23 protein-coding genes, 7 tRNA genes, 1 rRNA gene and 1 other annotated feature are annotated in these 25,524 nt (G+C 28.3%); of the genes, 4 read left to right on the forward strand and 27 right to left on the reverse strand.

From position 1 onward, the window contains the following. Positions 1–60: 60 nt before the first annotated feature. From NT01CX_RS11725 to NT01CX_RS11735, 3 genes are all read right to left on the reverse strand, one after another. Positions 61–777: a hypothetical protein gene (locus tag NT01CX_RS11725; protein WP_011723240.1), complete on the reverse strand. Its 717-nt coding sequence runs from the start codon at positions 775–777 to the stop codon at positions 61–63. Positions 778–838: 61 nt separating this feature from the next. Then, the gene (locus tag NT01CX_RS11730; RefSeq protein WP_011723241.1) at positions 839–1,282 is read right to left on the reverse strand and encodes a nucleoside deaminase; all 444 of its coding nucleotides are present in this window, start codon (positions 1,280–1,282) and stop codon (positions 839–841) included. 51 nt (positions 1,283–1,333) lie between these two features. Further along, positions 1,334–1,410: transfer RNA gene (locus NT01CX_RS11735), tRNA-Arg, on the reverse strand. A 159-nt stretch (positions 1,411–1,569) separates the two neighbouring features. Between NT01CX_RS11735 and NT01CX_RS12125 the strand changes: the two genes are divergently transcribed. Further along, a complete protein-coding gene (locus NT01CX_RS12125; RefSeq protein WP_011723242.1) occupies positions 1,570–2,304 on the forward strand; it encodes a YwaF family protein in 735 nt (244 codons plus the stop codon). A gap of 66 nt (positions 2,305–2,370) precedes the next feature. Next, the gene (locus NT01CX_RS11740) at positions 2,371–3,258 is read left to right on the forward strand and encodes a phosphatidylserine decarboxylase (protein WP_011723243.1); all 888 of its coding nucleotides are present in this window, start codon (positions 2,371–2,373) and stop codon (positions 3,256–3,258) included. On the opposite strand, the gene NT01CX_RS11745 is transcribed toward NT01CX_RS11740, so the two are convergent. The 10 genes from NT01CX_RS11745 to NT01CX_RS11790 all read right to left on the reverse strand — a co-directional run bounded on the left by NT01CX_RS11745 (position 3,253) and on the right by NT01CX_RS11790 (position 12,967). Next, positions 3,253–3,984, reverse strand: coding sequence for an MBL fold metallo-hydrolase (locus NT01CX_RS11745; RefSeq protein WP_011723244.1), 732 nt, complete (start codon positions 3,982–3,984; stop codon positions 3,253–3,255). The genes NT01CX_RS11740 and NT01CX_RS11745 overlap by 6 nt on opposite strands. A 234-nt stretch (positions 3,985–4,218) precedes the next feature. Next, on the reverse strand, positions 4,219–6,042 hold the full coding sequence (locus NT01CX_RS11750) for a glycerophosphodiester phosphodiesterase (RefSeq protein WP_011723245.1): 1,824 nt from the start codon (positions 6,040–6,042) through the stop codon (positions 4,219–4,221). A 582-nt stretch (positions 6,043–6,624) separates the two neighbouring features. Further along, positions 6,625–7,929, reverse strand: a complete 1,305-nt coding sequence (locus NT01CX_RS11755; RefSeq protein WP_011723246.1) for a PBSX family phage terminase large subunit — start codon at positions 7,927–7,929, stop codon at positions 6,625–6,627. Then, positions 7,922–8,290 (reverse strand): terminase small subunit, encoded by a 369-nt coding sequence (locus tag NT01CX_RS12010; RefSeq protein WP_011723247.1) that lies wholly within the window; start codon positions 8,288–8,290, stop codon positions 7,922–7,924. The genes NT01CX_RS11755 and NT01CX_RS12010 overlap by 8 nt, the downstream gene beginning before the upstream one ends. A gap of 74 nt (positions 8,291–8,364) precedes the next feature. Then, positions 8,365–9,252, reverse strand: a complete 888-nt coding sequence (locus NT01CX_RS11765; protein ID WP_011723248.1) for a phage major capsid protein — start codon at positions 9,250–9,252, stop codon at positions 8,365–8,367. Beyond that, positions 9,252–9,620 carry a hypothetical protein gene (locus tag NT01CX_RS11770; RefSeq protein ID WP_011723249.1) on the reverse strand — a complete coding sequence of 123 codons (369 nt, stop codon included), beginning with the start codon at positions 9,618–9,620 and terminating at the stop codon, positions 9,252–9,254. The genes NT01CX_RS11765 and NT01CX_RS11770 overlap by 1 nt, the downstream gene beginning before the upstream one ends. Before the next feature lie 18 nt (positions 9,621–9,638). Next, positions 9,639–10,178 (reverse strand): ERCC4 domain-containing protein, encoded by a 540-nt coding sequence (locus tag NT01CX_RS11775; protein WP_011723250.1) that lies wholly within the window; start codon positions 10,176–10,178, stop codon positions 9,639–9,641. 12 nt (positions 10,179–10,190) lie between these two features. Next, positions 10,191–10,499 carry a hypothetical protein gene (locus NT01CX_RS11780; protein ID WP_011723251.1) on the reverse strand — a complete coding sequence of 103 codons (309 nt, stop codon included), beginning with the start codon at positions 10,497–10,499 and terminating at the stop codon, positions 10,191–10,193. Positions 10,500–10,595: 96 nt separating this feature from the next. Continuing rightward, positions 10,596–12,770: a phage/plasmid primase, P4 family gene (locus NT01CX_RS11785; RefSeq protein ID WP_011723252.1), complete on the reverse strand. Its 2,175-nt coding sequence runs from the start codon at positions 12,768–12,770 to the stop codon at positions 10,596–10,598. A gap of 8 nt (positions 12,771–12,778) precedes the next feature. Further along, a complete protein-coding gene (locus NT01CX_RS11790; RefSeq protein WP_039243296.1) occupies positions 12,779–12,967 on the reverse strand; it encodes a helix-turn-helix domain-containing protein in 189 nt (62 codons plus the stop codon). A gap of 235 nt (positions 12,968–13,202) precedes the next feature. Between NT01CX_RS11790 and NT01CX_RS11795 the strand changes: the two genes are divergently transcribed. Together NT01CX_RS11795 and NT01CX_RS11800 are read left to right on the forward strand one after the other, a co-directional pair. After that, on the forward strand, positions 13,203–13,646 hold the full coding sequence (locus NT01CX_RS11795; protein ID WP_011723253.1) for a helix-turn-helix domain-containing protein: 444 nt from the start codon (positions 13,203–13,205) through the stop codon (positions 13,644–13,646). A gap of 134 nt (positions 13,647–13,780) precedes the next feature. Continuing rightward, a complete protein-coding gene (locus NT01CX_RS11800; RefSeq protein WP_011723255.1) occupies positions 13,781–14,944 on the forward strand; it encodes a tyrosine-type recombinase/integrase in 1,164 nt (387 codons plus the stop codon). 104 nt (positions 14,945–15,048) lie between these two features. On the opposite strand, the gene NT01CX_RS11805 is transcribed toward NT01CX_RS11800, so the two are convergent. The 14 genes from NT01CX_RS11805 to rrf all read right to left on the reverse strand — a co-directional run bounded on the left by NT01CX_RS11805 (position 15,049) and on the right by rrf (position 25,509). After that, positions 15,049–15,125, reverse strand: a tRNA-Arg gene (locus NT01CX_RS11805). Positions 15,126–15,268: 143 nt separating this feature from the next. Further along, a tRNA-Ser gene (locus NT01CX_RS11810) sits at positions 15,269–15,359 on the reverse strand. Between the two features lie 25 nt (positions 15,360–15,384). Further along, positions 15,385–15,475 (reverse strand) — tRNA-Ser (locus tag NT01CX_RS11815). A gap of 65 nt (positions 15,476–15,540) precedes the next feature. Further along, positions 15,541–15,631 (reverse strand) — tRNA-Ser (locus tag NT01CX_RS11820). Positions 15,632–15,692: 61 nt separating this feature from the next. Beyond that, positions 15,693–16,973, reverse strand: a complete 1,281-nt coding sequence (gene serS / locus NT01CX_RS11825; protein WP_011723256.1) for a serine--tRNA ligase — start codon at positions 16,971–16,973, stop codon at positions 15,693–15,695. A 77-nt stretch (positions 16,974–17,050) separates the two neighbouring features. After that, positions 17,051–17,246 (reverse strand) — a binding site (T-box leader). A gap of 80 nt (positions 17,247–17,326) precedes the next feature. After that, entirely contained in the window at positions 17,327–17,584 is a 258-nt protein-coding gene (locus NT01CX_RS11830; protein ID WP_011723257.1) for a DUF1667 domain-containing protein, read from the reverse strand. Continuing rightward, on the reverse strand, positions 17,574–18,968 hold the full coding sequence (locus NT01CX_RS11835) for an NAD(P)/FAD-dependent oxidoreductase (protein WP_011723258.1): 1,395 nt from the start codon (positions 18,966–18,968) through the stop codon (positions 17,574–17,576). The genes NT01CX_RS11830 and NT01CX_RS11835 overlap by 11 nt, the downstream gene beginning before the upstream one ends. Before the next feature lie 25 nt (positions 18,969–18,993). Continuing rightward, positions 18,994–21,195 (reverse strand): ATP-binding response regulator, encoded by a 2,202-nt coding sequence (locus NT01CX_RS11840; protein WP_080504863.1) that lies wholly within the window; start codon positions 21,193–21,195, stop codon positions 18,994–18,996. Between the two features lie 155 nt (positions 21,196–21,350). Next, positions 21,351–24,077 (reverse strand): UPF0182 family protein, encoded by a 2,727-nt coding sequence (locus NT01CX_RS11845; RefSeq protein WP_011723260.1) that lies wholly within the window; start codon positions 24,075–24,077, stop codon positions 21,351–21,353. A gap of 16 nt (positions 24,078–24,093) precedes the next feature. After that, positions 24,094–24,606, reverse strand: coding sequence for a transcription repressor NadR (locus NT01CX_RS11850; RefSeq protein WP_011723261.1), 513 nt, complete (start codon positions 24,604–24,606; stop codon positions 24,094–24,096). A gap of 13 nt (positions 24,607–24,619) precedes the next feature. Continuing rightward, positions 24,620–25,129, reverse strand: a complete 510-nt coding sequence (locus NT01CX_RS11855) for an HDIG domain-containing metalloprotein (protein WP_011723262.1) — start codon at positions 25,127–25,129, stop codon at positions 24,620–24,622. Positions 25,130–25,233: 104 nt separating this feature from the next. Then, positions 25,234–25,309: transfer RNA gene (locus NT01CX_RS11860), tRNA-Ala, on the reverse strand. A 3-nt stretch (positions 25,310–25,312) separates the two neighbouring features. Then, a tRNA-Ile gene (locus NT01CX_RS11865) sits at positions 25,313–25,389 on the reverse strand. A 3-nt stretch (positions 25,390–25,392) separates the two neighbouring features. After that, a 5S ribosomal RNA gene (rrf, locus tag NT01CX_RS11870) occupies positions 25,393–25,509 on the reverse strand. Positions 25,510–25,524 lie beyond the last annotated feature (15 nt).

The following is a 25,524-nucleotide window of genomic DNA, read 5'->3' on the forward strand; positions in this document are numbered from 1 at the left end:
TTTATGTAAATTTATATTTATTTATACATTTTATATTAAATTATATTATATAACATTAACCTATTTTATCTTTTTTAATTCACCATTTCTCCATTTAACCACTTCATTTATGCTATCTTTATACTTTTTAAATTCAGCTACACTAGCTTCTTTTTCTTTATTTTGAGAGTTTACATCAGCATTTTCTTTTGAAGTTTTTTCTTCACTATTCATTGCTTGTATTACAGAATCTCTTTTTCCTTCTGCATCTTTTATTTTATTATCATAGTCATCAAATATCTTTTTTAAATTATTTTTCTTATCTTCATATAACTTTCTTTGTTTATCTAATTCTTCTTTATATTTGTCCTTTAATTCAATTTGTTTTTTATTTTTATCTTCAAGTGTTGCATCCTTTTTTAAACTTTTATCCATACCAAGTTTTAATTTTTGTAAATCTAGTTGTAATTTTTCATTAAGTCTTAATTCCATGGAACTTTTCTCGGCTTCTATTTTATCCTTATATGCACTTTTTAAAAGTTCATTATTTTGCTTAATAGTATTTTCAAAATCATTTAACTTCTTTACTGCCTCACTATTAGAATTATTAGATGTTACTATGGATGTTGACACACCTCCACCTGTAGAAGCACTGTTTCCACTATTAGATGCATTTTGTTCTATTTTTCGTTTTACTATATCAAGATCCTTATTTTTATGATTTTCTTTGTTACCACAACCAACTAAAGCCACTGCAGTTATACATAAGGTTATTAATACTGAAATTACTTTTTTCATTTTTTTACCCTCTTTAAATATTATATGATATTAACTATTTACTTATATATCGTATAATTTCTTATTTCCTTTTACTTCTGAAAAAATTAGTTAGTATACTACTACATCTATCATCATTAAACCACTTAATATCTAAAGCTGTTTTTAAGTATCTATTTTGCACTAAATCTACAACAGAACCGCAACATCCCATAGATGGATCAATTGTACCTATATAAAGTTTTCTTATTCTTGATTGTAATATGGCTCCAGAACACATTGGACATGGTTCTAAAGTAACATACATTTCACATTCATTAAGTCTCCAATTTTTAAGTATACTACTTGCTTTTTTTATAGCTAAAATCTCAGCATGAGCTGTTGGATCATTTAAAGTTTCTCGAAGATTATGTGCAGATGCAATAACTTCTCCATTTTTAACTATTACCGCACCAACAGGAACCTCATCTTTTAAAGCTGCTATCTTAGCTTCATCTAAAGCAATTTCCATAAACTTCTTATCCATAAATACTCCTTTTTTATATTAAAAAACTGCAACAATATAATTGTTGCAGTCTGGTACACCCGAAGGGAATCGAACCCCCGGCCTTCCCCTTAGGAGGGGGACGCTCTATCCTACTGAGCTACGGATGCTCATTGCATTTTACTCTATTAGTTTAATTCAGTTTTAATTTAATGTCAACCTTATAAAAATAATATATATATAGGTATATTTAGAAAGTATTCACTGTATATGAATTAGTATAAAAATATTTCATTTTATCATACTTACTATATAAACATTTTTAAGAGGTGACCTGCTTGAAAAACTTGTATGTATTTTGGAAAGCACTAGATGAAAGTAAAAGCATAAGTCTTTTTTCCCATGCTCATGTTATAAGTTTAATAATTATTACTTTGTTATGTATTTTTATTTATATATACAGAAACTCTCTTGTGGAACACTCAAAGGAAAAATTTATTTCCCACGCAATAGCATATATCCTAATTCTACATCAAGTTTCTATATACGCTTGGTATATATCAAACAACAAACTTGTACTACAGGAGTGTCTTCCACTATACCCTTGTAGAATTTCCATAATTCTATCAATAATAATGCTATTTAATAAATCTAAAAACCTCTTTGATATTCTATACTTTTGGGGACTTGGTGGTGCTAGTATAGCTTTAATTTTTCACGATACTACCCTGTATCCATTTCCTCATTATATATTTATTCAATTTTTTATATCTCACGGAGGTATTGTAATCTCAGTTTTATTTATGATATTTGTCCACAAATACAGACCCAATTTAAATTCACTAAAAAAGACATTAATATATACTTCATTGTATTTTGCTGTAACAATAAAAGTAAACTACCTAACAAACTCAAATTACTGCTACTTAAGAGAAAACCCTAATTTATATTCATTTAATTTTATACCTAAAAATGAATTATTTATTTGTATATCTACCCTGTTAAGTTTTTTCTTTTTCTTTTATATACTATATATTCCCTTTAAAAATAAATACAGAACTTAATTATACAATTTTTTTATGTTAATATTTATATAATACTGAAACTAAATTAAGGATACGGTGAAAGACATGATAAAAGTTTTTAATAGAAAAGAAAAAATATATGACATTGAAAAGGTTGCTGGAGATAACTATTTAAAATGGATTTATTCTTCTCCAGTTGGACTAAATTTTTTAGAACTTATGATAAAGAAAAAGTTCTTTTCAAAATTATACGGAAAATACTGCGATTCAAAGCACAGTGCAAAAAAAGTATCTAAATTCATTGACGATTTTAATATTAATGAAAAGGAATTTACTTTAAAAAAATCTGATTTTAAATCCTTTAACGACTTTTTTTATAGAAAGCTTAACAATGATGCAAGACCAATAATTAATGATGAAAATATATTAATCTCCCCTGCTGATGGAAGATTATTTGCCTATGAAAATATAGATATACATAACTTAATTCAAGTTAAGGGTCTTACTTATTCATTAGATGAGCTTTTAAAAAACATAGAACTTGCAGAAAAATATATTGGTGGTACTTGTCTTTTATTTAGACTTGCTCCTGTTGATTATCATAGATTTCATTTTATAGATGATGGAATTTGCGAAGAAGCCGTTAAAATTTCTGGATCTTATTACTCTGTAAATCCAATTGCCCTTGAAAAGGTGCCTAAATTATTCTGTGAAAACAAAAGAGAATATAGTATATTCCACTCAAAACACTTTGGAGATGTTTTATATGTTGATGTGGGTGCAACTTGTGTTGGTTCTATTATACAAACATATACTCCAAATGAATATGTTGTAAAAGGTGATGAGAAAGGCTACTTTAAATTTGGTGGTTCCACTATAATCTTATTTTTTGAAAAAGATAAAATTATAGTGGATAAAGATATTGTAGAACAAACTCAAAAAGGATTTGAATGTAAGGTTCTAATGGGTGAAAAAATAGGAACTAAATTATAGCTCAAATACTTCTCCAGAATAAGCTTTATAAATTTGTCCACTAAATTCTTCTTTTGCTTCATTTAAAAGTTCATTTAAATCTGTGTTATGTGGTAAATGACTTAATACTAATTTACCTACATTATTCATATTGGCTATCTTACCTACCTCACCTGATGTAAGATGGCCTTTTCCACGTCCAGTATCTTTATTTAAAAAGTTGGTTTCACAAATAAATAAATCAGCATCTTTTGATATGTCTAAAATACCATTACACCATTCAGTATCACCACTATATACAAACAGCTTACCATTTTCCTCAAATCTCATAGCAAGAGATGGCACAGGGTGTTTTCCCCACTTAAAACTAACATTTAGATCTCCTATTTGAATTTCTGTAGCATCATCTATTTTGTGCCATTTAGAAATACCTTCTAATGTTAAACTTTTATAATCATCACTTAAATCATGTGAATATATTTGAAGTTCATTTTGTCGAGTTCCATTCTTTATATCAATTTGAGCTGAATATTGAAGTGCCTTTATGTCAGCTGCATGGTCTCCATGATAATGCGAAAGTATTACAGCATCTATTTTTGAAAGCGGCAGATAGTTTTGAACTTTAGATAATACACCTGATCCACAATCAATTAGTATGTTATGATCTCCACTTTGAAGTAAATATCCACTTGTAGCTTCATCTTTTTCAGGGAATGCTCCCCAGTATCCTACTACTGTTATCTTCATAAAATTCTCTCCTTTAACCCAGTATTTAATTAAAATATATTTATATACTTCCCTAATATATAAAAGGAAAACAAAATAGCTTATACTATTTTCTAATTTACTTCTTATAGAATACATTTCTTAGTGTGTTTATTTTGAAATTAATTCTTAATTATTTAAAATATAACATATGTTTAAATAAATTAAAAGCAAGGACCCGTTTTTACTAATATCCTTGCTTTAATATAACTATATTTATTTTGTTATCATCTTAAAAAACTTTTCATGGGGCGAATCACTTTTTAATTCCTTTAAAAGATATATAAGTTCCTCTGATTTATCAGTAATTATATTATCTACTCCCATATCTATAAATCTTTTCATGTTATTTATGTTGTTTACAGTCCAAACATGAACTTCTCTTCCCATAGAATGAGCTATATAAACTGTATCTGGAGAAACTAATGATTCTTCCATACTGTAAAAATCTACGTTTAATTTTTCTATATCTCCCTTTGCTAAAAACATAATATATCCAACTTTAATTTTAGGATCCAACCTTTTAACTTCTTGGATTGTTTCATAATCTAGAGAAGTTATAACACAGCCTTTTTCAAAATTGTGTTCCTTTATTATATCCACAACTTTTTTTACTATATCTTTTTCATTGGGACTTGCCTTTATTTCTATATTTAATTTGATTTTTCCCTTTGCAAGGTCAATACAATGGGTTAAAAGTGGCATTTTTTTATCTTCATAGGTTCTAGTAGGATTAACCTTATTATTATAATCCTTTATATCATCATAATTAAGTTGCCACGCTTCCTTATCTATACCTATATTCTTTTTTAGATTAATATCATGGCACAAAAATATCTCCCCATCCTTGCTTTCTACAACATCAATTTCAGCAAAATCAGCATTAGCTTTAATTGCCTCTCTCACAGATGCTAGAGTATTTTCAGGAGCCCTTTCTACATTTCCCCTATGGGAAGTAACTTTAACGTCATACATCATATCTAATGCACTATCTATTACAAGACCTATACTTAAACTAAGGATTATTAACACTAAGCTTAAAATAAATATAAATATCTTTTTTCTTAAAAATATCTTATCTAATAAGCTTGGTCTTTCTTTAACTTTAAGATCTATGTTAATAATGTTTTTATCTTCCTTGTTTCTTAATATATAAAACAATCGTGTTATCCAATGAATTTGTATTGGAGTTAATATGAAAAACACTAAAATTCCTAAAAATTTTCTTATTAAAATTATAGCTATTATAAATACCTTTCCTAAGTAAACATTGTAATTCACTCTATACATTAGTTGATGTAATATTATCATCCATGTTACATAAGAAATTAAAAATATAAAACCAGTAAAGATTGCAATTATGAGAAAGTGTTTTATAAATATTCTAAAATTATTCTTAATAAGTCTCCAGCTTTCCCTTTGAGCATTCTTTGCAGATTTATTTTCAAGTATTATAAAGTGAAATGTAAATATCCAGCTTATAAAAATCATTAATATTAATACTAATATAATTATCTCAGTTATAAACATCCATAAATTTTCATCAATATAACTTTGTATAAACCCTGGAACCTTTAACGGTATCCCAAAAACAGAATAAGACTCAATTCCAATTAAGTTTGCAAAGACTAGATAAAAAAATACTGCATAAACTCCACCAATTCCTATGAATTTCGGACTCTTTTTTAAACAAAATCCTAATATAGAATAAAATTTATATTTCTTTTTTTTAGTTAGTATCTGGTTTCCTATAACAATAAGTCCACCTATCTCAATTAAAATCACAAAAACAGCCATTATATAAAATATAAAGATAGCAAGAACACCTTGTTTTGACATTCCGAATTTTAGTATCTGATTATTTGAAATAACAGAAAAACCCTTATTTTTCATAAGCACATTTATAAGGAACGAAAATATAGGAATTATAAGTATAGTTAGTATAAGCTTTGTTACTATCTCGTATTTAAAAAATTCACTCCAGCCATATTTAAAGTCATCAACCATTCCCTTTAATTCATTTACGAAATGTTTCACCATTTAAGTCTCCTTTTAAGTAATAAAAAAACCTTTGAAATATAATATTTCAAAGGTTTCTGGTGCGTGAGAGAGGATTCGAACCCCCGGCCAACTGGGTCGCAACGTAAAAATTTAAATAGTGTTAAATAGTCCCTAAACCCTTATAAAACGTCACTTCTATTTTTTAATTAGAACCGTTTATTCCCTATTAAGTTTAAACTATAAGGGGTAAAAAAGGGGGTAAATTTTTAATATTTTAATTTTTTTATTTTCTCTCGCTCATCTCAACCTTTAAAAATAATCTAGCAAGAATAGCATCAATTTTATATTATATGGGACATTAATTGTCCCGAAAAAAAAGCACCTAAAATAATAATATCATAAAAAAGTTGAGTTTTGCAAAAACATCTGTACTATCTGTACTGTTTTTCCTTGAAACCGTTGGTATTACTAGCTTAGTACACATTTTTTATCTGTACTTATCAATGTGTACTGATGTGTACTTAAATCCCCTCAAACCCTTGATATAAGTGGATTAGTACACATTTTTCATCTGTACTGTACTATCTGTACTATCTGTACTGATGTGTACTTATCTGTACTTTATACTAACCATTTATTTCGTTTAGCTTGTTCGATTCCATATCTAAAAGCATCTATAAGATGATTATATTTGTCTATAGGTCTATTAATATACTCTCCTGTCTTCTTATCTTTCTGCCATGTATAGTTTTCAAATTCCATAATAGTATTCTTACATTTTGGATGAATATAAATTTTATAACTCTGCAAATACTGAATTCCATTCAAAATACTATCCTTTCCCTTTTTTGCAGCCTTAATTCTTGTTAACCCCAATCTTTTTAACTCCTCTATGCTCTTAGGTTCCGAACTATCTGCCGTTATTATTTCCTTACTATATCCCTTATACTTTATCTCCTTAAAAATATCTTCATTAGTTAATCCACTCAAGTAAAATTCATCAAATACCCATATTTCTTTTGTTTTTTTATCTACCATAAAAGCTATAAATGCACTAGGATCATTAGTATAGCCAAAATCTAAACCAAAATAGCACTCCCTTTCCTTAAGTAATTTTTGAAATATAGGACTTGATACATATTTTAATATATTATCATCAATCCCCATTTCTTTGAGCTTATTCTTAACTTTTTCATATTTAATATCTAATATATCAAAATCTAAAGGCTGCCAATTAGTAAATATTCTCTTGTCTAATGACGAAAATTCTCCTTCTGCATATATTTTATACAAAGTATAATTAGTTTCTTTTAACTGTTTTATCTCCTTTACATAATCCTTGGGTAAATATGGGTTGTTTTTGTAAGTTGTTTTTACAATTAAAGCTCCATCATACTTTTGTTCAAAAAAAGTTTTATATACCCAATTAACCTTGTTTACTGGATTAAACATTAGATGTATTTGTTGATTCTTTTGTTTAGTTCTCATTCTTAAGTTTAGTTGTGTAAAATCTAATAATGTAAGCTCGGTAGCCTCTTCTATGACAATATCACTTATATCACTTATGGACTTTATTTTTTCACTATCGTCTAATCCTTTAAAAATAAACGTACTACCATTGGGTAATTCTATAGTCATATCTGTTTTATTAATATTGCATTGATTATAAATACCTAAATCACCTATTAAGGTTTTAAATTCCTGAAATATACTCTCTCTAATTGTAGACCCTACTTTTCTAGTTACTAAACATTTTCTTTTTTCATTTAATAACTTATATAACATCTTTTGAACTACAAATTTACTTTTACCGCTTCCAGCTCCACCATAAAATACATTTATCCTAGTTGAATAATCTTTAAAATATGGTCTGTATACTGGCAATATCATATTTATATAATCTTTTATTACTATTTCTTTACTCATTTATAATGTCACCACCCTCAACAACTCTTATAACTTGGGTCTTTTGTGGTTTTTGCTCAACCGTTAACCCAAAGTTTTTACCTAATATTTCAGCCGATTTCATTCTTAAATGTAAAGGTGCTTTTTTATCCCTCATAGTTTCAGTAAAAAACTGTCTTATTTCTTTCTCAGTAGCTTCTTCATAGCCACCAGTACGCTCTATTTCATCAATATAAGCTTTGATTTTATCATTGCTTAACAACTTACTCCCATTACTATTTGCAGTTTTAGAAGTGCATTTATAAGCCCTCATATATGCCTCTGTGGCATTGCCTGTCTTTAAATAATTTTTACAAAATAACTTCTGTTTATCTGTTAACATAAAATTTTCCTTTCTATATTTTTTTATATTGAAAAAGGAGTCGGTTTTATGACGACCCCCTTAAACCTTTTGGTTTATTTAGCTGTTATACATGAAAATGCTTTATTTGTTATTACATTAAATCCAAATCTCATAGTAACTTTTATGGCTAACATATCATTTTGAGCTAGGTTCAAGACCGGGACACCCTTTTCATCAAATAATGTAGCTTCCGTTAAAACCTCATACTCCATATCTTCTCTAGTACCTATAAGTGCATTATCAAAGTTTCCTATCAAAAATGTAGCCTTTTCTTTATCAAATGATTTTGTACTTGGTATATAAATAGGAGTTTGATATATTTGTGTTCCACTTAATCCACCTGGAATAATTAAAGCATTACCATTACTATCTCTTAAAGTTCTTAATGAGTTCTTTATTCCATTATGCGTTATAATTGCATTTACTGATATATCACTATTTTCTACTAACGCCATAGCATTTGATATATCTAAATCTATTTTTCCAGTTTGTTTTACATTATTACTTTTAGCTGCATCATATATATTTGTATCAAATGGACTCTTGGTTCCAAATAAGATTGCAGAATCTATTGCTCTAGTAAAAGCATCTTTTATACCATCTTTTATTTCACTCATTACATTTATAACTGAATCCTTTATTTTTTCTTTTGTTGTTGGAACTATTACTGCCAATTTTTTAGCCTGTAACTTTGGATATTCCCAATTCATTACCGAAGTTCCTATCCTTTCCGATTCTTCTGTCCAGTAAGCAGTTCCCGTATCAGTTAATAATTGAAGTGTTTTCTTATTGCTTTGCATTGGTATATGCTTACATATTCTAAATGCAGTTGATTCTTTAACTATTCCCTTTATAACGTCATTTGCTATTTCTGTTGGTATAGTCCCCATTAAATTATTCATTATAAAATCTTTATCAGCCTTTAATACTTGTCCACTCATTATCTATTCTTCCTTTCCATCAATATAATATCTTGAAATGTTTTTCTTTCTTCGTTAGGTTCTAAAGCTTCCCCATCATTTAATCTATTAGGCACAATCCTTAACTTAGTTTTATGATTTTTTAAGTCTGATGCTTCCTTGATTAAATTTATTGTTTTTTCAGCACTATCATAATCCTTTGTCTTTAAATCTTCAGTTACCATTTTTAAAAATTCATCTGTAAAAGTATCATTTAATTGGGCATTAAAATCATTTATTAAACTATTCAATTTTGATTCTTCTCTTTCAGCTATCATTCTTTCATATTCTGCCTTATAATCAATTTCTTGTTGAACTTCTTCAACTTGTTGATTCTCTACATTCTCCATTTTTATCTCCCCTTTATTTTAGAATAATCCTTGTTTTAAAAATTCTCTTAAATGGTACAGGAACGTATAGTATATCCAATTCCCGGCACCCACCTTACTTATGAAACAAGTGTTTATATTATATCTAGCCTCAAACGTCTTTAGAGTTGCCACAAAGCTTTTAGGGTTGTATTTAGTATTATAAAGATGTTTTACAATGCTATCGTAGTTGGCATCTTCAATCATCAAATACATTTTTCCTTTCTTCCTTGTAAACTCTTCCTCAATATTAGCTCTGCCAACAGTAAAATTATTGCTTAATTCTTCAAGTGAACCCTTACGCTCAATAGTTACAATGTCATTAAAATATAAGTCTCTATGTATTCCCAATTCTATATTTTTAGGAATATAAAATGTATAATCTCCATGGTCCAGTTTTAATATTTTGTACTTTATTTTCTGCTTTTCTAAATAACTAATAATATGTGAATTTTGTTGCTCCCTTGTATCTATAAGCACAACCATACTATCAAGGATTTCTTTTAACTCCTTATCTGTATATTTATATAAACTAACCATTACATCACACTCCTATATTAATATTATTTCTTCCCCTATCTCTTCTAAATACTTTAAATTTGTTAATGCAGCTATGACTCCCTTTTTAAATGCAAATTTTGACTCTGTTCCACTTAATAAGGTAAATGATTCTATAAGCTCATTTATTAAATCGTGGTATTGTTCTGGAATTACTTCAAAGACTTTGTTTTGAATTTCCCCATTTTTATAATCAAGTTCTTTATAATCCTCAAATTTATTTAATTCATCAATTTTACCTGTTACATGATGAAATTCATTCTCTATTGTCTTATTAACTATATTCTTTATTTTTTTGTTCATTTTTTACATTCTCCTCTTGTTTTTTTCACTCCAAAAGGTTAAACTAAACTTGTAGGTTTTTTAGTTTAGTTCGTTCCTGTCGGAATGGACTTTTTTTTATTTAAATGGATATTTCCCGTCTTGTACTTCTTCTAAATCTATAAAACATATATCTATCCAATACCTTCTACTGTTACTAACCTTTTCTTTAACCCCAAAACTCTTAAACTGCCTTCCAAATTGTACCTTATTCATAGGTGTTATATCGCTCTCAGAACACCATTGAAGGTATCTGTTATATACATTATCCTTTAATATCTTTTCTCCACTCTTAGGCTCAATTTTTAACTTTTCTTTAAAGAATGCATACGAGCTGTCTACTTCTTGCCTATACTCTTCCATTTCTTGCTCTGATGATTCACTTACTGTAACTTTCCACTTATTAGATTTAACCCTTTTTAATCCTTCATAAGCCCACATAAAAACTAAATCTAACTCATTTTGAATAATTCTGTCAGCTAATTGAGTATCTTTTAATTTATCTCTAGTACCCTCTTTAACTTCTTTTTCAGTACCAAAAGAAACATTAAAAGGAATGATAATAGGTCTTCTAAAAAACCCTGTAGACTTATCTGCTGCACTTGGTAATCTATTTAATCCAAAGAACATAGTCATATTGAAACCTAACCTAACTAAATCCTTATTTTTTCTATTTACTAGAATTGGCTCTCCACATACCATAGACTTAAAAAACTTATTAACCGTTTTTCCACTAAGTTCATCATCACGAACTATATTAACGTGTTTTCCCTCTGCCATTGAAATTACAAAGGGTTCGCCAAAATCACCTAGACCTATGCTACAAATATATTTATTATCCTTTATAAGAGCCTCCTGTATATCAAAGGTGGCTGACTTTCCATTACTGCCCTCTCCTTTATATATAAAACAATTCTGAACTTCTCGGCTATGTGGTGATAACATCAATCCCCACGATTCTTGTAGTGTTGTTATGCTACCTTCATCAAGTGTAGTATCTAAAAACTTTTTAAACTCTGAGTTATTAAACTTATCTTTCCACTCACTTATATAGTTAGCTTGAAATTGTATTTCTGTTTTATACTTTGGATCATGTGGCAAAAGTTCATCACTTTCTATATCAATGATTCCATTAAGACAATTAATATATTTTTTCTCGTCATGTATATCCCTTGCATCTGAACTGTTTAACATTAATAGTTCTGCAAAATTCTTTGACCTTGTAACGGTTTTATCTTTATCATTTAAAGCATATTTAAAATACATCTTTTGAACTTCTCTAAGCTCCATATATTTATAAAATCCTTTTTCAGTATCATATATGAACCATAGATTCCCCTTTGTATAACTTGGTTGTTCTTTAATTATGTATTGAACCAATGCCCAGTTATTAATATGTCCTTTTTCATCACAATAAGATGGAAGAGCATATTTAATAACACTTTCAATCTTTTTCTCCACTATTTCAAACGATAATGGTGGTTCAAACCAACATCTGTTATACATAACTGCCTGTGGTAGTAATGCTTCTTTAGTTCTCATATTAGGATTATTTTTAATCATATATCCTAACCAACTAATTAAGGTATTGTCACGTCCTTCTCCTTCTTTAACTGGTTTATAATATTTGTCAGCCTTAAAATCTTTTTGTATCTTCTTTGAAGTTTCTTTTTTCTGAGAAGGTTTGTCTAACTTTAATAATTTATCAAACAACACCTGTGGCATATATTGAATATCTTTTCCATTTGCCTTATATTCTAATATTTCTCCATCAACTTTCACTTGACTACCTGGAAGTACAATTAAACCTCCATCAGTTCTTACATCAACACCAGGAATATAATTAGCCTTATTCTTTAATCCTTCTTTATACTTAAAATATAAATGCATTCCACCCCTTGGAGTTATAACAACAAATGTATTAAGTATCCTTTTTTTATCTTCATTTGAGAACTCTTTAATAAATTCCTTAAAATTTTGAATTCCATCAATAGAGCTATCCCCATGGTTAACATCAATATCTATTACAATAATATTGCTAGTCTTACCACATAAAAGAGAATATCCAGTAAGTTGTCCACCTTTTGTTTCTCCGTTTATCTCTTTTTTATATATACTTCCTAAAGATTGAACTGCGTCAATATTATTTACCCAGTTATTTTCATCTTTCCATGGTATAATTGGAATCTTTGAATAATTAACCAATGGAACTCTTGGAAATAAGTTTTTCATTATATTAAACTCGTTTCCCATATAATCACCTACTTTTTGTTACATTGTTTATTTGCCCACTCTTGCAGTAGCTCACGATTTATAAAATGTTTTTTCCCTATTCTTATGCAAGGAAAATCTTTTCTTTTTAACAAATCACCATACATCATATTTCTGCCTACTCCTAAAACCTTCATACCCTGTGTTGGGCTTATTAATATTGAGTCATTATTTCCCATGCAATTACCTCCTATTTTTTTATTCTTAGAATTGAGTAAAACCAATTTTGGCTTAAGATATGACTTAGTTTAATATCACTCATGATAAATGATATTGACTCACAACCATTTGGTTGTCTAAAAAACATAATACACCCATTTAGGTTATAAGTCAATATATTTTTTTAACCCATTTAGGTGTATTTTAGTTCATATTGGTGTATAATATACTTAAATAACATTAGGAGGGAAAAGTATGAACGTTGGTGAAAATATTAGAAAGTATAGAAAGGAAAAGGGATTAACACAAAGCGAATTGGCTGAAAAAACACATTTAGCCACTAACACAATTCAAAGATATGAAAAGGGTCACAGACAACCGACAATGCAAGTTTTAGAAAAAATAGCTGATGCCCTTGGAATACCAGTATATAGATTAACATTTAATGATGAAGAAAGTTTGAAGGCTATTGAAAAAGCTGAAAATATATTAAAGAATTTTAAATTTGTTCCTAATGATGATTCAGAAAAAGCCTTAAATTGTTTTAAATATTTACTTGATTATCTTTTTATAAATTGGAGACAAAACTCAACAGATGAAAGTTTGATAAACATAATGAATGGGAAAATGCTCCATGATTTTTTGACAAATATGTTAATATTATACAATAATGACACTAATTCTAATAGAGATATATAAAACAGTACAGATTGTGTACTGATGTGTACTGTATCTGTACTGCCTTCAAACCATTGATATTACTTGATTAGTACAGATAGTACAGATAGTACAGATGTTTTTGCAAAAATAAAAAAAAGAAAGGAGTTATACCTATGGCTAAAACAACTTATAGAAAAAAGACAGTAAATAATAAAGAATATTATTTTTATCGCTTAAGACATAAAAATTTAAAAAAGCCTAAGGACATATACGCCAAAACAGTTAAAGAACTTGATAGCAAAATAAAGATGATAATAAAAGAACTTGATAATAACATTACTAATAACAAAGAATACTTTGGAGCTTTCTTTAAGGACTGGCTATATAACACTCACATGATAAATAAGAAGCCTTCAACTATTGAAAGATATGATAGTATATTTAGAAACTACATAGAAGATAGTATAATATATGATATTAAATTAAAAGAACTTAACCCATCTGATATACAAAACTATTACAATGTGTTAGTTACTAGAGGGAAAAGTATCTCCAGTATAAAAAACTTACATAAGCTTATAGCTCCATCTATTAGATACGCTTATGATAGTAATAGGATCATGAAGGATTTTTCTAGAGCTATAATAATTCCTAAGGATAAGGAAGATACCAAGTTGAAAAAGTCTAGTGATGTGAAGCCATTTACTTTAGAAGAACAACTTAAATTTATCGAAGCTATTAAAGGGCATGAATTAGAAATGTTATTCCTCACTGCTCTTGATACTGGGTTAAGACAAGGAGAGTTATTTGCATTAACATGGAATGATATAGATTTAGATACTAGGCATATAAGCGTAAATAAATCATTTAAGAGTATAAGGAATATATCTACAGGAAAATATGAAAATATTATTCAGACACCTAAGACTAGTAATAGCATAAGACTTGTGCCTATACCAGTACATTTAATAGACAAATTAAAACAACATAAATTATTACAAAAGACTTTAAAATTAAAACTAGCTAATTTATATGAAGATAACACACTTATTTTCTGCAATAAATTTGGCAAGTATTTGGATAGTGGAAATGTGCTTAAAAAATTTAAGAAGATATTAAATGATAATAACCTTAATGATAGGAAATTCCATGATTTAAGGCACACATATGCTACACGATTATTCGAATTAGGAGAAGAAGCCAAGACAGTTCAGACCTTACTAGGACATAGTAATATTTCTATTACTTTAGACACTTATACTCATGTATTGGATAGTTTAAAAGAAAAGGCTGTAAGTAAACTAGATACTTTATACGTTAATGTGGGGGTAAAATAACCCTCTTTTTTTTATATGTAAAAGCTATAAGGGGTAAAAAACGGGGTAAAATTCACTAATATATAAAATAAAAAACCCAGTAACCATTGTGATTACTGAGCTTGTGGTGCGTGAGAGAGGATTTGAACCCCCGACCAACTGGTTCGTAGCCAGCTACTCTATCCAACTGAGCTACTCACGCATATCTATATATATTTTAACATAGGAACTACCAAAAATCAAACATTAAACTATTACTGCAGATTAAGTTTATGCACCTATAGCCCCTATGCTGCATGGGAATTATACACCATTAAAAAACACTCAATATGATATTGAGTGTTATGGCGGAGAAAGAGGGATTTGAACCCTCGCGCCGGTTACCCGACCTACGCCCTTAGCAGGGGCGCCTCTTCGGCCTCTTGAGTATTTCTCCAAGTCCTACATTGTAATAAAATTAATGGCGGAGAGATAGGGATTCGAACCCTAGGTACGCTCTCACGTACGCCGGTTTTCAAGACCGGTGCCTTAAACCAACTCGACCATCTCTCCGTATTTCCTTGTATATTATAATATATATATACAAGTTTGTCAATAACTTCTTATTATTTTTTTAATGGCGGAGAGATAGGGATTCGAACCCTAGGTGCGCTTTCACGCACGCCGGTTTTCAAGACCGGTGCCTTAAACCAACTCGACCATCTCTCCATGCTGCGACGATATATATTATAACAACATATCGTCACACTGTCAACTACTTTTTAAAAATTTATTTTATAACGTCTAAATTTCTCATATAAGGTCTTAAAGCTTCAGGAATTGTTACTGTTCCATCTTCATTTTGATAATTTTCAAGGATAGCAGCAACAGTTCTTCCTATTGCAACACCAGATCCATTTAAAGTATGAATAAATTCTGGTTTTCCTTTTCCATTTTCTTTATATCTTATATTTGCACGTCTTGCTTGGAAATCTTCAAAGTTACTACAACTTGATATTTCTACATATCTATTGTAACTTGGCATCCAAACTTCTATATCGTATTTAAGAGCTGCTGTAAATCCTAAATCACCTTTACATATTCTAACTACTCTATAAGGTAATCCAAGTCCCTTTAATACATCTTCTGCGTCATTTGTTAATTTTTCAAGTTCATCATATGATTGTTCTGGTTTAACAAACTTAACAAGTTCAACTTTGTTAAATTGATGTTGACGTACAAGTCCTCTTGTATCTCTTCCTGCAGAACCTGCTTCAGCTCTAAAGCATGCACTATATGCAGCGTGTTTTATTGGAAGGTCATCTCCATTTAATATTTCATTTCTATACATGTTTGTTACAGGAACTTCAGCTGTAGGAATTAAAAAGTATCCGTTGTTTTCTACTTTAAATGCATCTTCTTCAAATTTAGGAAGTTGTCCTGTACCAGTCATACTATCTCTATTTACCATGTATGGTGGAAGTATTTCTGTATATCCATGATCTATTGTGTGCATATCTAAGAAGTAGTTTATAATAGCTCTTTCAAGTCTTGCACCTAATCCTTTATAAACTGTAAATCTTGAACCAGCTATTTTTCCGCCTCTTTCGAAATCAAGAATATCAAGGTCTGTTCCAATATCCCAGTGAGCCTTTGATTCAAAATCAAATTTTGTTGGTTCTCCCCATTTTCTAATTTCTATATTGTCTTCATCAGTTTCTCCATCTGGTACATTTGGGTTTGGAATGTTTGGAATTCTAAGCATTATATATTTTATTTTTTCATCTACTTCATTAAGCTCTACATCAAATGCTTTAATGTCATCAGAAAGCTTTTTCATATCTGCCATTATAGCACTTGTATCTTTTCCTTCTTTTTTAAGCTTACCAATTTGAGATGATTCGCTATTTCTTTTACTCTTTAATTGTTCAACCTCAACTAATATTTGTCTTCTTCTTTCATCTAATGCAACAACATCATCAATTAATTTATTATCAAAATCTTCTCCTCTGTTTTGCATTATTTGTTTGATTTCTTCTGGATTGTTTCTTATTCTTTTTAAATCTAACATATATGAATTTCCTCCTCATTAAATCTAGTATTATTATATATAATGACACAAAAAAGGAGCCCTTCTCTACACATTAATGTAGGGACGAAAGGACTCCGCGTTGCCACCCTAATTGGTTTATAAATAAACCCACTTTAAATATTAACGGTTTTACCGTATTGTTTATCACAATCCCTCAGAGTTGGATTCACAAAACTTTTAGTATGAATTTGCACCACCCATTCACTCTCTAAAACTAAAATATATTGCTACTATTCTCTTCAATGGTTTAAATATCAATTTTTAATTAATTATAAGTATAATATTTGTAAATGTCAATAAATTATTTACATAAAAAGACTTTTTATAAAAATCTAACTACATATGCTTCTTGTGCAAATTATATCAACACCAGTATTTAAAATATTTCTGCATATAATATCTCCAGATTTTATTGGTACTCCAACGTGTATTCTACTTAATGCCTTTGAACATTCAATTAAAAGATCTTTACTTATTGGAGCGCTACTTCTCACTGGAACAACATTACGTTTTGAACCTTTTATTCTTACTACAGAAGTAAATATTTTTTTAGCCACACACACTATTAACACCAACCTATTACATATCATCAAACTCTTTTATTCTGTTTAATAATATCTTAGAATTTTTTGAATCCTTAACTATATCAGTCATGCTTTTGTTAGTTTCTCTAGCTAAAATTGATACTATTTTATTTAAACAATGAGCACCATTACATGTACCTGCTCCTGCACCCGTCCTTCTTTTTATTCCTTCAACAGTTCTAGCACCTAAAGGTCTTCTTATAGCATCCACAATCTCACCTTCAGTTACCATGTTACATGCACATATAATTTTACCATAGTTTTTATCTACTTTTATTAAATTATTTCTTTCTCCATTTGTCATATCTTTAAATTTATAAGTTTCTCTAACTTTATCATTAAAGTCTTTCTTTAACTTACATTTTAGATTATTCTCTACAGTCTCGCAAATTATTCTTGAAATTGAAGCGGTCATAGTAACTTCCGCATAATTTTTCCCTGAAATTTTTATATATCCCTTATCAACCAAACTATCATCAATCATTATAAGGTCATTATAAAAATGTGAATTATAAAAAGTGTTAACATCAACAGGCTTTATATTTTTTATAAGTTTACTAACAATATTATAACATTCACTATAAGTAATATTATTCTCTGTATTTACTGAAACTATATAATTGCCTTGCACTGTAGGGTAAGTGTGAATTATTTCATTACTTCCTCCCCTTCTAGTAAAAATTATATTATTAAGCTTACTATCCGGAGTTCCTTCTATTAAGAAGTACTTTAAATACCCTTTATGCTTGCATTTCTTCTCCGAAAACTCATCAAAATTATAATCCTCCGGAGTAGTGTTTATAACCATTCTACATGTAAATTTATTTTTATTTGTAACGACTTTAAATCCTTTATTTGTAGGCTTTATATCTTCAACTATCTCTTCTAACTTAAAAGATACTCCATTATCAAAAGCTATTTCTCCATAAGCTATAGCAAGATCATATGGACATATAACTCCTGTGTTTTTAGAATATACAGCCTTTGTAGCATTTATATTTAAATTTGGTTCAAGCTTTTTTATTTCATCCTTTTGTAACATATGAATATTAGGAATTCCATTTTCTATTGCCTTATTATAAATTTCATTTACTTCTTTTTCTTCTTTTTCGTTTTTAGCGATTATAAGAGAACCTACACTTTTATAGGGAATATCAAATTTCTTAGCTAAATCCTTAATCATATTCATTCCCATATATTCAAGCTTAGACATTATGTTATCTTTAGTTTGTATACCATCAAAAATAATTGATGAGTTTACTAGAGCCACATCATCAGCTATATCATAATCTTTTTCAATAAGTGCTATATTTAAACTATACTTTGATAGTTCATAGGCAACAGCACAACCAATTAGCCCTCCACCTAAAATAAGTACATCATAATCCATAAATATTCCTCCTAAGCAAAAGAAACTAACTAAGTGAATATGTATTTTCATACCTAATAAATAAGTTTTCAATTACGTCTCTTGTAAGTGGTTTACTTAAAATTTCATCAACAAAAATCATTTTTTCCTCATTCAAATTGCCTATCCACCCAGTCATTAAACAAAAATATATATTTTTATCAAGTTCCTTTACTTTCCTTGCAACCTCAAGTCCATTTATGTTTGGCATAGAAAAATCACAAATAACAATATCGTATTTTCTTCTAGCGAGTTCCATTTCAACATCTTGAAGACTATTAACATCACAAGTTCTAACCTTACACTGTGTAACAGATTTTATTATTTGAAATAAAACGTTACGTACATCTTTATTATCATCAATTACAAGTACATTCTTAGAAAAACTATCACAAACTTTTTTAGAAACCTTGTTTTCTTCTATCTTCTTTATATTACATATAGGCATTTTTATTATAAACTTAGTACCCTTGTTTTCAGCACTTTTACAACTAATATTCCCACCAATAGATTGTATTATTTTATGTGCAATACTAAGTCCTAGACCCGAACCTTTTTTCCCTTTAGTTGTGAAGAATGGCTGGAATATTCTTTTTTCTATACCTTCATTTATTCCTATACCATTGTCCTCTATTTCCATTACAACAAAACCATTCTCATCTACTGTAGAAATTCTGATTTGACCGTCCTTCTTTATTGCATCTACAGCATTGCTTATTATGTTTATAATAACTTCTCTTATTTCAGTTATATTTCCTTGAATTCTTTCTTTTGAATCCAAATTAGTAAATATGTTAATTTTTACACCATCTAGTATACTTTCATTTAACCACTTATTCTTAGTTAATGCAATGGCATCTAAAATAACCTCATTCACATTAAATACATCTATAACATCATCACTGTTGTAACTTACAGTTAACTTCTTTAATTTACTAATTATATTTGTAACATCATAAGTACACATTTCTATTACCTTTAATTGTTTAGAAATTACCTTATCATCTTCATATCTATCTTTTAATAATTCCACAGACCCTATAATAGGAGTTAAAATATTATTTATATCATGAGCTATGCCTGCTGCCATTTCCCCCATATTTTTAAGTTTTTCATTTTCAATAAACTTACTTCTAAGATTAAAAAACTTCGTCTGTTCTTGCATTAATGAAAATACTGTTTTACAAATTGATTCTATGTAATCTAACTCTTTTTTTATACTGCCTTCTGAGTTATTATATTTTCCTATCCAAATTACACCTTCAACATAATTATGGTATTGAACATAAACCCCTATCATTTCCTTAATAGAAAGTTTTAAAAATTTTTCTCTAACATTTTTATTATTTATATCATTTACATTTATGTATAAGCTACTTTTTATTTTCTTTATTTTATTATTTGTATTAATTTGAAAAGCTATTATATCTTCATCATTAACTAAATAGTACTTATGTTCTTTAGTAATACCATAATAATTCTCTAAAGCTATGAGATTTTCATGCTCTCTACTTGATACATACATACAACAAAAACTCAAATTCCACAGTTCTATTAATTTACTCATTATATTTTCTTGAAAATCATCTTTATGATAATTCATAGGAATATTAGTCATAAGATTATTGAAAAAAAGTAAATTCTCATTTTGATATTTAAGTTCACTATAAGAACATATAAAGTTTATAGCTTTATAGAACTCTTCTTTTTTATTAAATACAAGTTCTTTATTATTGTTATATATAACCATTTCATCAAAACTATTAGAAAACTTATAAAATGTATCAAAATCATACTTTTTGTTTTTTATGTATACTAAATTTCTTATATTCCTATTCTCAAAATGTAACATTAAATTGCTAAACTTACTAACAACTTTATCTTGTTTAACATTATCTAAATTCCATATAATAAGTATGTTCTGGTCAACATTGTAAATACTATCAACCAAGTTTAATAAATGTTCAGAATACATTTCATAATTATTGCACATCTCAAGAAATATATTTCCAGCATATATATTTTCAATTAAACTCTTCATTTCATCTTCAAAAGCATCTTTAATTTCATAAAAAAACGAATTATCCGTAATTACTATAATTTTACCATCTTCATTTAAAGTTTCCATTGCAGCTTCTTTTATAAATATAAATGTTTTTTTTAATCTCAGTTTTTCATTATCAATATATAAACAATTTTTAGTTTTCATATCGATTTCCTTTCTAAAACCTTCTTTAATATAATTTTAACATTAGACCAAAAATTTTTCTATAAATTGTTTCTTAAACGCATAAAAAGTATACGGTTTATGTATATAACCGTATACTTTTTCCTTGTATCTACTATATTTTTCTTTGTTTTTACTTATTTTGGATGGTTTAATTTGTTTAAAATATCACCAAGTCGCTTTATATTTTCTCCATATTCTGCCCAGTTTCCCTGTTTCTGTGCTTCAATAGCTTTTTCATATAATTCTTTAGCGTCTTTTAACTCATCTGGAACGCTCTCTTTTTTATTTAAAATTACCTCTTCTTTAGCATCATTTTTTTTATCATAATCAAATAACTGTGATAGTGCCTTTTCTATATTTTCTGCTAGAATTAACTTATCTCCGTAAGCTACAATTACCCTTTTCATCTCTGGAATACTTCTCTCTGAATCTGCTCTTAAATAAAGAGGTTCTACATAAAGAAGAGAATTATCAATAGGTATTATCATTGTATCCCCAAATTGAACCTGAGAACCTTTAGCATCCCAAAGTGAAAGTTCCTTTGATATTGTAGTGTCTTGCTTAATCTTTTGCTTAAACAAAATAGGGCTATTTACAGTTTCACTCTTAGTTGTTGGGAATTTATATAATACTAGGTTTCCATAGTTGGAATTATCCATTCTAGCTCCAAATAAAGCTATCATATTTTCCCTTTGATATTGATTAAAGTATTGAAGTAAAATCATCTCTTCATTCTTTTCACCAGGTAATTTCATAATTAAATAAGATGCTTCATTTACTGATTTTTTTCCATCTATATCTTTCTGTGTCTTTGCAACATCCCATACGTTTTGTCCTGAGAAAAATGTGCCTGAATTTTTAACATGGTATCTTTCCATAGCTTTACACTGAATAGCAAAATAATCTTGTGGATATTTAAAATGTTCTCTAAATCCTTCTTTTATTTCGCTTTCATTTTTAAATAACCCAGGAAATATTTTAGAATAAGTAGATATAATAGGGTCGTTTTTATCTATAATATAAAAATTAGTTGTTCCATTTACTGCATCAATTATTACTTTAACAGAATTTCTCATGTAATTAATATCTCCTATAGGTTCTGAGAAAGGATATGCATTTGATACAGTATAAGCATCTATTACCCAATATAATTTCCCGTTATTTATAACTATATAAGGATTATTATCATACTTTAAAAATGGAGCTATTTTTTTAACTCTATTTACTATGTTTCTATTCATTAAAATTCTGCTATCACTTGTTATGTCGCTTGATAATAAGAACTTCATATCCCCCTTATTAATAGCAAATAATATTCTATTAATAAAAGACATTTTTATTCCTGAATCTCCATCATAATTTTTTGTTGCATTTTCTCCACTATCTTTTAAATAATCCATTTCATTTAATTTAGTGTTTACTATTGCATATTCATTAGTTTTTTCACCATAATAAATTCTAGGGTCCTTTATTTCAACTCCAGAGGTATTTACAAGCGGCATATCTTTTATTACAAAATCAGGTTTTCCCTCAGCTGTTACAGAATTAACCTTGCTCATAACAACCCCATATCCATGAGTATATGTTAAATGCTTATTTTGCCATGTATTTGCCTTCTCTTGTAGCTTTTCATAATCTATTTCTCTAGGAGCTATAAACACTTGATTATATTTTCCATTTATCTTATATCTATCTATATCAATGTCATTAAAGATATAATAATTCTTCTTACTTTCAACTTGATTATAAAATTCTAAGGCCTGACCAACTGAATTTATTTTTATATTGTTTATTGTTTCTTTATTATTCTCTAAAGATTTCTTATTAAGAACATTAGTTAATGGGTATAGCTGTTCCTTTACGTTTGCAATTCCAAAAGCCTTTTTAGTGTACTTCATGTTATATTCTATAAAAGGTGTTTCAAGACGTCTTTCATTAGATTTAACAACTAACATTTGCCACGCACCAGATACTACTCTTTCTGAAATTACCAGTACAGCTATTAAAATAACACATGAAATAATTGGTTTAACTTTTGATTTTAATATACTAAAGGCTACAATTATGGATGAAATTATAGATACTATAGATATTGCTATATAAAATTTTAATGTTATCTTAGTGTCAGTATAACTTGCCCCAAAGGCAACCCCTCTTGGGGAATATGACAAATTCCAAGCCTTTATTAAATATCCTACTGATATACATAATAAAAGTAAGGCACCTAAGATAGCTAGTTGTTTTCCTGCAAATTTAGTGATTCCACTTTTAAAATTATTGATATTTATAAAATTTCTGTCTATTTTGTGTCCTAAAGTAACCCTATCTTTAATATTTAAAAACATATATACAATAACAGTAATAACAGCTAAAAGTATTAATAATGATAATAGACTGTTATAAATTGATTCTATTAATGGCAGTTTAAATATAAAAAATGATATATCCATATTGAAAATAGGATCTTTCACATTAAACTTAGAACTATTCATAAACTCTAATATCTTATCCCAATATCCTAATGAAAAATTTAAAGCTATAAATAAAGATATAATTAAAGTTAAAGCATTAATAATCTTTTTCCCTTTAGATTTTGACTCTATATCCACATCTATAAAAGATTCATTTTTACTTAAATTTTTCTTTATACTTCTACAATAAGTTTTAATAGCTACAAAACATATTAAAAATACTAATATAAATAGTGAAATTACAGAAGTAAATCTTTTTAAATATACAGATAAGTATCCAACTTCCCTAAACCATTTAATATTAATTATTACATTAACAATTTTTTTTAAAAAAATTACTGTTAATGCAATACAAAAAAATAATCCAATAAGTACCTTGTTCTTTCTCATTCAATTCCTCCTCTTGTTATTTAATTATAAACCCCTTGCTACTCAATTCCTCAATGATTTTATCCATATTTTCTTTTTTATCAACTTCAATTGTATGTAAATGAACTCCTTTAGTAAGTGCTAATAAAGGTTGTGCCTTATTGCTATTTAGATTTTTTATAAACTTTTGAACATCATATAGGTTTTTAACCATCATCATAGCCTTTATTTCTCCATAGAATGGATGTTCCACAATAACGTCTTTTATAATGCCACCATACTTTACAATACATTGCATCTCTTCATCTATATCTTCTCTTTCATGATGTACTGCAATTATCTTTTCTATAGTATTATTTTGAGATTTAGGTATAACATATCCTTGGGGAGTTGCTATTATATTCATACCTGTAGCTCTTAATATTGCTATATCCTTTACTATAACTTGCCTTGTTACACCAAGCTCACTCGCAATGTCTTGACCTTTTTTAGGCTCAATATTATTATTTAGCATTTCCTTTATGTGTTGTCTTCTTTTTTCTGAATCCACTTATTTCACCACCTTAATTTCTATCGTCACATTTTTTTATCATATCTAATTCCATATCTTCTATTATATCATTATTATGGTGGTTTTTAACTAAATACAAAAATCTTTCACTATATTGCATTTTATTTAAGATGTTTTTTCCCATAATGCCGTGATTATAATAAACATCTACTTTTTTTATATTATTAAATTTTTTTAATTTTCCTTTTGTAAATTTATTTAATAACACAAGTATAGATTTTTCAAAGACATTTAAATTACAGTTTATTTTTCCTATGTCATGAAGCAATGCAACTTTAATTAGTTCTTCTTTAGAAAGTTGATATTTTAAATGATTAGTTTTATTAGACATACAATTCTTAATATCTTTTGCAACTCTAACACAGTGGCATTGCTCACTTACTGATAGTTTATAAAACACTTCTTTTTCATTTTTATTTAAATATGTTTCTATAAATTTTTTATCCTCATCAGTTATTTTACATGTAATAGCCATATAAAATTGTTTTACTCTCTGAATCATAATATATTTGCCTTCCTTATAATATACTTAATTAAATTATACTATACTTAAATAAATTTGAACAAACGAAAAAAGAGTAGTCATATTTGACTACTCTTTTAATTTGGTGGAGATAAAGAGATTCGAACTCTTGACCCCCTGCGTGCAAGGCAGGTGCTCTCCCAACTGAGCTATACCCCCAAATGGTGGACCTTCAGGGACTCGAACCCCGGACCTACCGGTTATGAGCCGGTTGCTCTAACCAACTGAGCTAAAGATCCATTACCTGGCGACGACCTACTCTTCCACACCGTCTCCAGTGCAGTACCATCGGCGCTTTGAAGCTTAACCTTCGTGTTCGGTATGGGAACGGGTGTTACCTTCAAGCCATTACCACCAGATAAAATCTATATTGT

Origin of the sequence: Clostridium novyi NT, from assembly GCF_000014125.1 — a bacterium.
In the GTDB taxonomy this organism is placed as follows: domain Bacteria; phylum Bacillota; class Clostridia; order Clostridiales; family Clostridiaceae; genus Clostridium_H; species Clostridium_H novyi.